The sequence below is a fragment of the Streptomyces sp. NP-1717 genome, assembly GCF_022695985.1.
Classification (GTDB): Bacteria; Actinomycetota; Actinomycetes; order Streptomycetales; family Streptomycetaceae; genus Streptomyces.
This window is the reverse complement of record NZ_JAAPBF010000032.1, coordinates 45,330-52,064: the sequence shown is the minus strand read 5'-3', so window position 1 is coordinate 52,064 and position 6,735 is coordinate 45,330. Positions and strand designations below refer to the sequence as shown.

Annotated in this window: 6 protein-coding genes and 1 pseudogene; 1 reads left to right on the top strand and 6 read right to left on the bottom strand. The window is 69.0% G+C overall.

Annotated features, from left to right (window positions below):
• From GXP76_RS10215 to rsmI, 4 genes and pseudogenes are all read right to left on the bottom strand, one after another.
• A pseudogene (locus GXP76_RS10215) lies at positions 1-217 on the bottom strand (hypothetical protein); the annotation flags it as partial.
• A gap of 163 nt (positions 218-380) precedes the next feature.
• Positions 381-1,283, bottom strand: a complete 903-nt coding sequence (locus GXP76_RS10210) for a TatD family hydrolase (RefSeq protein ID WP_242571135.1) — start codon at positions 1,281-1,283, stop codon at positions 381-383.
• Positions 1,284-1,336: 53 nt separating this feature from the next.
• Positions 1,337-1,813 (bottom strand): hypothetical protein, encoded by a 477-nt coding sequence (locus tag GXP76_RS10205; protein WP_242571134.1) that lies wholly within the window; start codon positions 1,811-1,813, stop codon positions 1,337-1,339.
• A gap of 128 nt (positions 1,814-1,941) precedes the next feature.
• Positions 1,942-2,856: a 16S rRNA (cytidine(1402)-2'-O)-methyltransferase gene (gene rsmI / locus GXP76_RS10200; RefSeq protein WP_242571133.1), complete on the bottom strand. Its 915-nt coding sequence runs from the start codon at positions 2,854-2,856 to the stop codon at positions 1,942-1,944.
• A 106-nt stretch (positions 2,857-2,962) separates the two neighbouring features.
• On the opposite strand from rsmI, the gene GXP76_RS10195 reads away from it, so the two are divergent.
• A complete protein-coding gene (locus GXP76_RS10195) occupies positions 2,963-4,684 on the top strand; it encodes a dolichyl-phosphate-mannose--protein mannosyltransferase (RefSeq protein ID WP_242571132.1) in 1,722 nt (573 codons plus the stop codon).
• 109 nt (positions 4,685-4,793) lie between these two features.
• Here the strand turns inward: GXP76_RS10195 and GXP76_RS10190 are convergent, their stop codons facing one another.
• The gene (locus tag GXP76_RS10190) at positions 4,794-5,462 is read right to left on the bottom strand and encodes a YdcF family protein (protein WP_242571131.1); all 669 of its coding nucleotides are present in this window, start codon (positions 5,460-5,462) and stop codon (positions 4,794-4,796) included.
• Positions 5,459-6,259 carry a GntR family transcriptional regulator gene (locus GXP76_RS10185; protein ID WP_242571130.1) on the bottom strand — a complete coding sequence of 267 codons (801 nt, stop codon included), beginning with the start codon at positions 6,257-6,259 and terminating at the stop codon, positions 5,459-5,461. Before GXP76_RS10185 ends, GXP76_RS10190 begins: the two co-directional genes overlap by 4 nt.
• Positions 6,260-6,735: the final 476 nt, after the last annotated feature.

Below are 6,735 nucleotides of genomic sequence, written 5' to 3'. Positions count from 1 at the left end.
CGAACCACGGCACGGTGGGCGCGGGTTCGGGGTGCGGCCACGCGACGACGTCGAGGTGGCCCGCGTAGGTGTACTCCGGCCCGTAGGCATACGCGTGGCCGTACGCCTGCCCGTTCCCGTACGCCTGCCCGTACCTGTGGCCGTACTCGTACCCGTGGCCGTACTCGTACTCGTACTCGTACCGTCCGGCACGGTGACTGCCCTGCGCATTGCTCACGACGCTCGACGCTCCACAAGTCCGGTCCGGGCCCCCGATGCTCGGGCGGACACTAGCGGAGCCGCGGTCACTCTCCAAAGCAGCGCGACTACACAGGGTCGCTGTTCGAGTCCGCATCGAATCCGCCGCGCGGATCCGGCGGGACCGCACGGGACCGGCCACCTCAGTAACCGAAAGCGCGCGCGGTGTTGGCCGAAATCGCCTCCGCCATCGCGTCCTCACCGATTCCGCGCACCTCCGCCATCGCGCGCACCGTGACCGGAATCAAATACGGCGCATTGGGCCGTCCACGGTACGGAACGGGCGTCAGAAAAGGCGCGTCCGTCTCGACCAGAACGAGTTCGGACGGGGCGACGGCCAACGCCTCGCGCAACGGACGCGCGTTCTTGAAGGTCATATTTCCCGCGAAGGACATGAAGTAGCCTGCGGCGGCGCAGATTTCGGCCATTTCCGCGTCGCCCGAATAGCAGTGGAAAACGGTCCGTTCCGGAGCGCCTTCGTCGGCCAGGACGCGCAACACGTCGGCGTGCGCCTCGCGATCGTGGATCACGAGTGCTTTTCCGTGCCGTTTGGCGATCTCGATGTGCGCGCGGAACGAGCGTTCCTGCGCGGCCATGCCGTCGGGCCCCGTACGGAAGAAGTCGAGCCCCGTCTCGCCGACGGCCTTCACCTGCGGAAGCGCGGCCAGCCGGTCGATCTCGGCGAGCGCGTCGTCCAGGGCCGCGTCCCCGCCCGCCTCGCGCGCGCCCTGGCGCGACCAGCCGTCGGGGTCCCCGTGCACGATGCGCGGCGCCTCGTTGGGATGCAGCGCGACCGCCGCGTGCACGGACTCGTGCGCGGCGGCGGTGTCGGCCGCCCAGCGGGACCCCTTCACGTCGCAACCCACCTGGACCACGACCGGCACTCCTACGGAGGCCGCCTTGGCGAGCGCGTCCTCCACGGTGCCGCTCTGCATGTCCAGGTGGGTGTGCGAATCCGCGACCGGCACCCGCAGTGGTTCCGGGGCCGGCGGCGCTTCCTCGGCGCGTGCGGCGCCTCTCGTGCTGTTGGCGCTCTTCGGGCTCATGGTCCCGATCGTACGAGGACCGTGTCCACGGGGCCGACCCCAGGTGCGGGGGCCTACTTGCGGTGGAAGGGGTGCAGGAGATCGGAGAGGTGCCAGTGGTGCTCCGCCTTCGCCCGCGCCCTCTCGGCGACCGCGCCGACGGCCGCCCCGCCCGCCTCGTCCGTCACCGGCACCGGCTTGGCGGGCGCGGTCTCCTTCGCCGCCTTCGGGGTCTTGCGCGCCTTGGGCTGCCTCGGCGTTCTGGGCGCCTTGACGGAGTTGCGCTGCTGGTTCATCAGGGAGTACGCGTGCACCGAGGACACCTGTCCCGAGCGCATGATGCGCACGACGTGGTGCCCGCAGTTGAGGCAGGTCGGACTCGACAGCGGTGAAGGCACCCGCAGTCCGTCCGCCTTGTAGACGACGTATTGCTGACCCGAAGCGTCCGTGTGGTGCTCTATGTCGTACGCCTGCTCCCAGCCGTGACCGCATCGCATGCAACAGAACGCATATGCCTCGTGGGCGACGGCGTTGCCCGTTATCTCACTCATGCCAGCTCCTCTCCACTCGATCCAGTGGACGCCTATTCGGGCGGGAGCGCATCAGCGCTGTCGATTAATGGCAGGCTCTTGGCCTCCTCATGCCGAAAGGGCTCGGCACACGGTCTGCGCTTTGCCTTTCAAGATAGTCCTTTACCGTCACGGGGGCTTGTGGCGGCCGCATTCTTTGCCGCCACGACCGCATCGAACACGTCTCGTTTGGGCACCCCCGCCTCCGAGGCGACCGCGGCGATGGCCTCCTTCCGCCGCTCCCCCGCCTCCTCCCGCACCCGTACCCGGCGCACCAGCTCCACGGGGTCCGTCACGGGCTCGCTCTCCGGCGCCCCCTCCACGACGACGGTGATCTCGCCCCGTACGCCTTCGGCCGCCCATGCGGCGAGTTCGCCGAGGCCGCCGCGCTTCACCTCTTCGTACGTCTTCGTCAGCTCGCGGCAGACGGCGGCCCGGCGCTCGGGGCCGAAGACCTCGGCCATCGCCGCGAGGGTGTCGTCGAGCCGGTGCGGTGCCTCGAAGTAGACGAGGGTGCGGCGCTCGCCGGCGACCTCGCGGAGCCTCCCCAGCCGCTCGCCCGCCTTGCGGGGCAGGAACCCCTCGAAGCAGAAGCGGTCGACGGGCAGCCCGGACAGGGCCAGCGCGGTCAGCACGGCGGACGGGCCGGGCACCGCGGTCACCTTGATGCCGCGTTCGACGGCGGCGGCCACGAGCCGGTAGCCGGGGTCGGAGACCGAGGGCATCCCCGCGTCCGTCACGAGCAGCACCCGGGCTCCGCCGGCCAGCGCCTCGACGAGTTCGGGCGTACGGGCGCTCTCGTTGCCCTCGAAGTAGGACACCACCCGGCCCGTCGTCTGCACGCCGAGAGCCTGGGTGAGCCTGCGCAGCCGCCGGGTGTCCTCGGCGGCGACGACGTCCGCGGCCGTCAGCTCGGAGGCGAGGCGCGGCGGGGCGTCGGAGGTGTCGCCGATGGGGGTCCCGGCGAGGACGAGGACGCCGGCCGGGGCTGCGGGGGCCGTTTTCCGGGAGGGCTCAGTAGTCACGTACGCCATCCTCGCAGGGCGGCGGGGCGGCCCCTTCCGCGGTGGAGAACACCGTCTCGGGCGCCGTGTGCCCACGTCACACAGTCGCGTTCCCTACGATGGCGCGGTGACCAGTACTGCGCCAGAAGCCCTCCAGGGTCGGGACGCCGAGGACAGACCGCCGTCATGGCCCCAGCGGCTGCGGCGGTTCGGCTATGCGCCGAGACCGGTGATCGGGCTGCGCGAGCGCCTGGTGCCGCCGTACACGGAACCGTCCCAGCGCCTGTGGATCGTGCTCGGCGTGCGCCCCCTGCTCGCCGACCGGCTGACCCGCTGGTCCGCCTGGCTCGGTCCGCTGCTGGTGGCGCTGGTCGCCGGGCTGATGCGGTTCTGGCATCTGGGCAGCCCCAAGTCGGTGATATTCGACGAGACGTACTACGCGAAGGACTCGTGGGCGCTCGTCAAGCAGGGGTACGAGGCGAGCTGGCCCAAGGACGTCGACAAGCTGATCCTGGCCGACCCCTCGAAGATCCCGGTGCCGACCGACCCCGGGTACGTGGTGCACCCGCCGGTGGGCAAGTGGATCATCGGGCTCGGCGAGCTGATGTTCGGCTTCGACCCGTTCGGCTGGCGCTTCATGGTGGCCGTCCTCGGCACGCTCTCCGTACTGATGCTCTGCCGCATCGGCCGCCGGCTGTTCCGTTCGACGTTCCTGGGCTGTCTGGCGGGCGGGCTGCTCGCCGTCGACGGGCTGCACTTCGTGATGAGCCGCACGGCGCTGCTCGACCTGGTGCTGATGTTCTTCGTACTGGCCGCGTTCGGCTGTCTGCTGCTCGACAGGGACTGGGCCAGGCGGCGGTTCGCGAACGCCCTGCCGGTGGACGCGGAGGGGGTGCTGCGGCCGGACACCGGCATCGCGGAGGGCCTGCGGCTGGGCTGGCGGCCGTGGCGCGTCGCGGCCGGTCTGATGCTGGGGCTCGCCTTCGCGACGAAGTGGAACGGGCTCTACATCCTGGCCGCGTTCGGTCTGCTCACCGTGTTCTGGGACGTGGGCGCGCGGCGCACCGCCGGCGCCGTACGCCCGTACCTGGCCGTTCTCAAGCGCGACCTGCTGCCGGCCTTCGTCTCCACGGTCCCGGTCGCGATCGGCACGTACGTCGCCTCGTGGACCGGCTGGATCGTCACCGACAAGGGCTACTTCCGGGACTGGGCGGCCACCCAGGGCCGGGGCGGGATGTGGTCCTGGCTGCCGGACTGGCTGCGCAGCCTGTGGCACTACGAGACGGAGGTCTACAGCTTCCACGTCAATCTGACCTCCGGCCACACCTACCAGTCCAACCCCTGGAGCTGGATCGTTCTGGGCCGCCCCGTCTCGTACTTCTACGAGGACCCCAGGGGCGGTACGGAGGGCTGTACGGCGGCCCCGGCTGACAAGTGCGCCCAGGAGGTCCTGGCGATCGGCACGCCGCTGCTCTGGTGGGCCGCGTGCTTCGCGATCCTGTACGTCCTGTGGCGCTGGTTCTTCCGCCGCGACTGGCGCGCGGGCGCCATCGCCTGCGCGATCGCGGCGGGCTGGGTGCCGTGGTTCTTCTACCAGGAACGCACGATCTTCCTCTTCTACGCGGTGGTCTTCGTGCCGTTCCTCTGCCTGGCGGTGTCGATGATGATCGGCGCGATGCTGGGCCCGGCGGGCTCGGACGAGAGACGCAGAACGATCGGCGCGGTGGGGGCGGGGGTGCTGGTGCTGCTGATCGTCTGGAACTTCATCTACTTCTGGCCGGTCTTCACGGGCCAGACGATTCCCGTCGGTGAGTGGCAGGACCGGATGTGGTTCGACACCTGGGTGTAGCAGGCGAAACGGCGATGCCCGCGCGGACTGCGCGGGCATCGCCGTAGTGGTTGGTGGTCGTCGTTGGTCGTCATGGGCCGTCGTTTGACGGCCCACAGACGGCCCCGGTTCAACGACCGGCCGGAGTCCCGTCCGGCACGATTCGGCTCGTGAAGCCTTCCTGACGCAACCGCCCGTAGGCCGCCGCCACGTCGTCCGGTACCGGCTGCGGAATCATGAACCCTTGCTTCGGGTAGATCATCAAACGCTGTAGCGCCCCGACGAGCATGTCCAGCACAAGGCGCGCATCGCCGATGGAATCCACGTACGCGTCAAAGGTCATCGGTGTCGACGCGCTCACGATCTCGACTTCGGGCCAAAGCTTGCGCGCTGTCGCGTACGCGCGCCGTTCCTCGTACGGCTTGCTGATCAACAGCACGGACGACACCGTCACGTCAGCCTCTGCGAGAAGCGCACGCGAGAAGCGGATGTTCTCGCCCGTGTTGCGAGCTTGCGGCTCGACCAGCACGGAAGCAGCGGGCACTCCGAGCGTGATTGCGCGTTCCCGGTAGTGGATGGCTTCGCCACGTGGCATCCGCTCTTCCGTCGTTCGGCTGGTCGCTCCGGTGAAGACGATGAGCGGCACCATGCCGCGCCGGTAGAAGTCCACGGCGGTATCAGCGACTCCCAGGTCATGACTGCCGAGGCCGACCGCGACGGAGCACGGTCTCGGCTCATGATGCATTTGATGGAAGTCCCACAGCTTCCGGGCATCTGCCCATGCCTGCGTCGAGATCATCGATCTTCCCTCCCGTCCTGTGCGGAGTCAGGAACCCTGAAGTCGTACTTCCACGCAAAGCGTGACGCGGCATGCACCCCCAAGGCGAACTCAACAACCGTGCCATCTGCCGTGTAGGTGGTCCGGTGCAGCTCAACGACAGGCTCACCGGTCGGCAAGTGGAGTAGCTTCACCTCCTCTGACGTCGGGATGCGAGCGAACAGCTCTTCCGTCATGTGGTCGATCTCGTACCCCGCGTCGTACAGAACCCGGAACCCGCCGCCACGGCCGGCCGGTCCGGGAGTGGGATCTACCAGCCGCGTTCCCTCGACATGCTCGGGTCGGTAGTAGCTGGTCAAGGTGTGCGTCGGCTGGTCGCCTTCCTTCACGAGACGCGCTCGGGCGTACAACTCGGCATCCGGAGCCAGGCCATGCGCGGCCGTGGCAGCCACCGGGGCCGGACCGAGGCTGATGGCCTGAGTCTGCTCGTCACGGCGATACGCGCGACCCGAAGCAACACGGTCGGCGATGAACGCGACCTCGTCCCCGTCTCGCCATTTGACCTTGTCGTACCGCTCGGTGCTGAGCCGTTTCAGCGGTGTCCGCTGCCGCACGACAGTGCCGTGTCCGCGCGACGAGGTGACCAGCCCTTCGGCCTCCAGCGCCTTGTAAGCGGCGTGGACGGTGGACTTTGAACCTTCGCCAGCTTCGACCAGATCCCGGATGTGCGGCAGTTGCTCACCCGGCGCGTAACCGCGCTCACCACTCTTGATGCGGTCCGCGATCCGGTCGGCCAGTTCTCGCCACTTGGGCGCCATGAAGAACTCCTCTCGACAGACCCAAGTCAAACACAGTCCCAGGACTGTTGACAGTCCTGGGACTGTGCGCCATTGCCTTAGCAAGCGCTTCGCAGTCCTAGGACAGCGAGCCAGGAGGGGCCTTCTTCGGGCTGCTCCGGAGTGGAGGGCGGGGACGCTGCAATCCCGCTAAAGGCCAGGTAGGACGCAATGGGCTTCGGCCCGACTGGCGAGGTGGCCCGGCGACCGCGAGCAACGGCCGGAGTGTGGGGACGAGGTCCCCCTTGCAGTGCGTCACCCCAACCAGGCCGAACAGAGGAGCCCCGATGAGCAAGCGACATACCAGGGCCGCCGCCCGTGCTTGACCGGCACTGCGGCCACGCCCTAAGCGTCACCGCACAACCCGCCGCGCGATGCGGCGCCGGGGTTCACTCCGGCGCCGGTCGGGCGGCTCATCCATTCCGCAGTGCGTGTAGCCGCGCTGGGGTCGGTTGCCT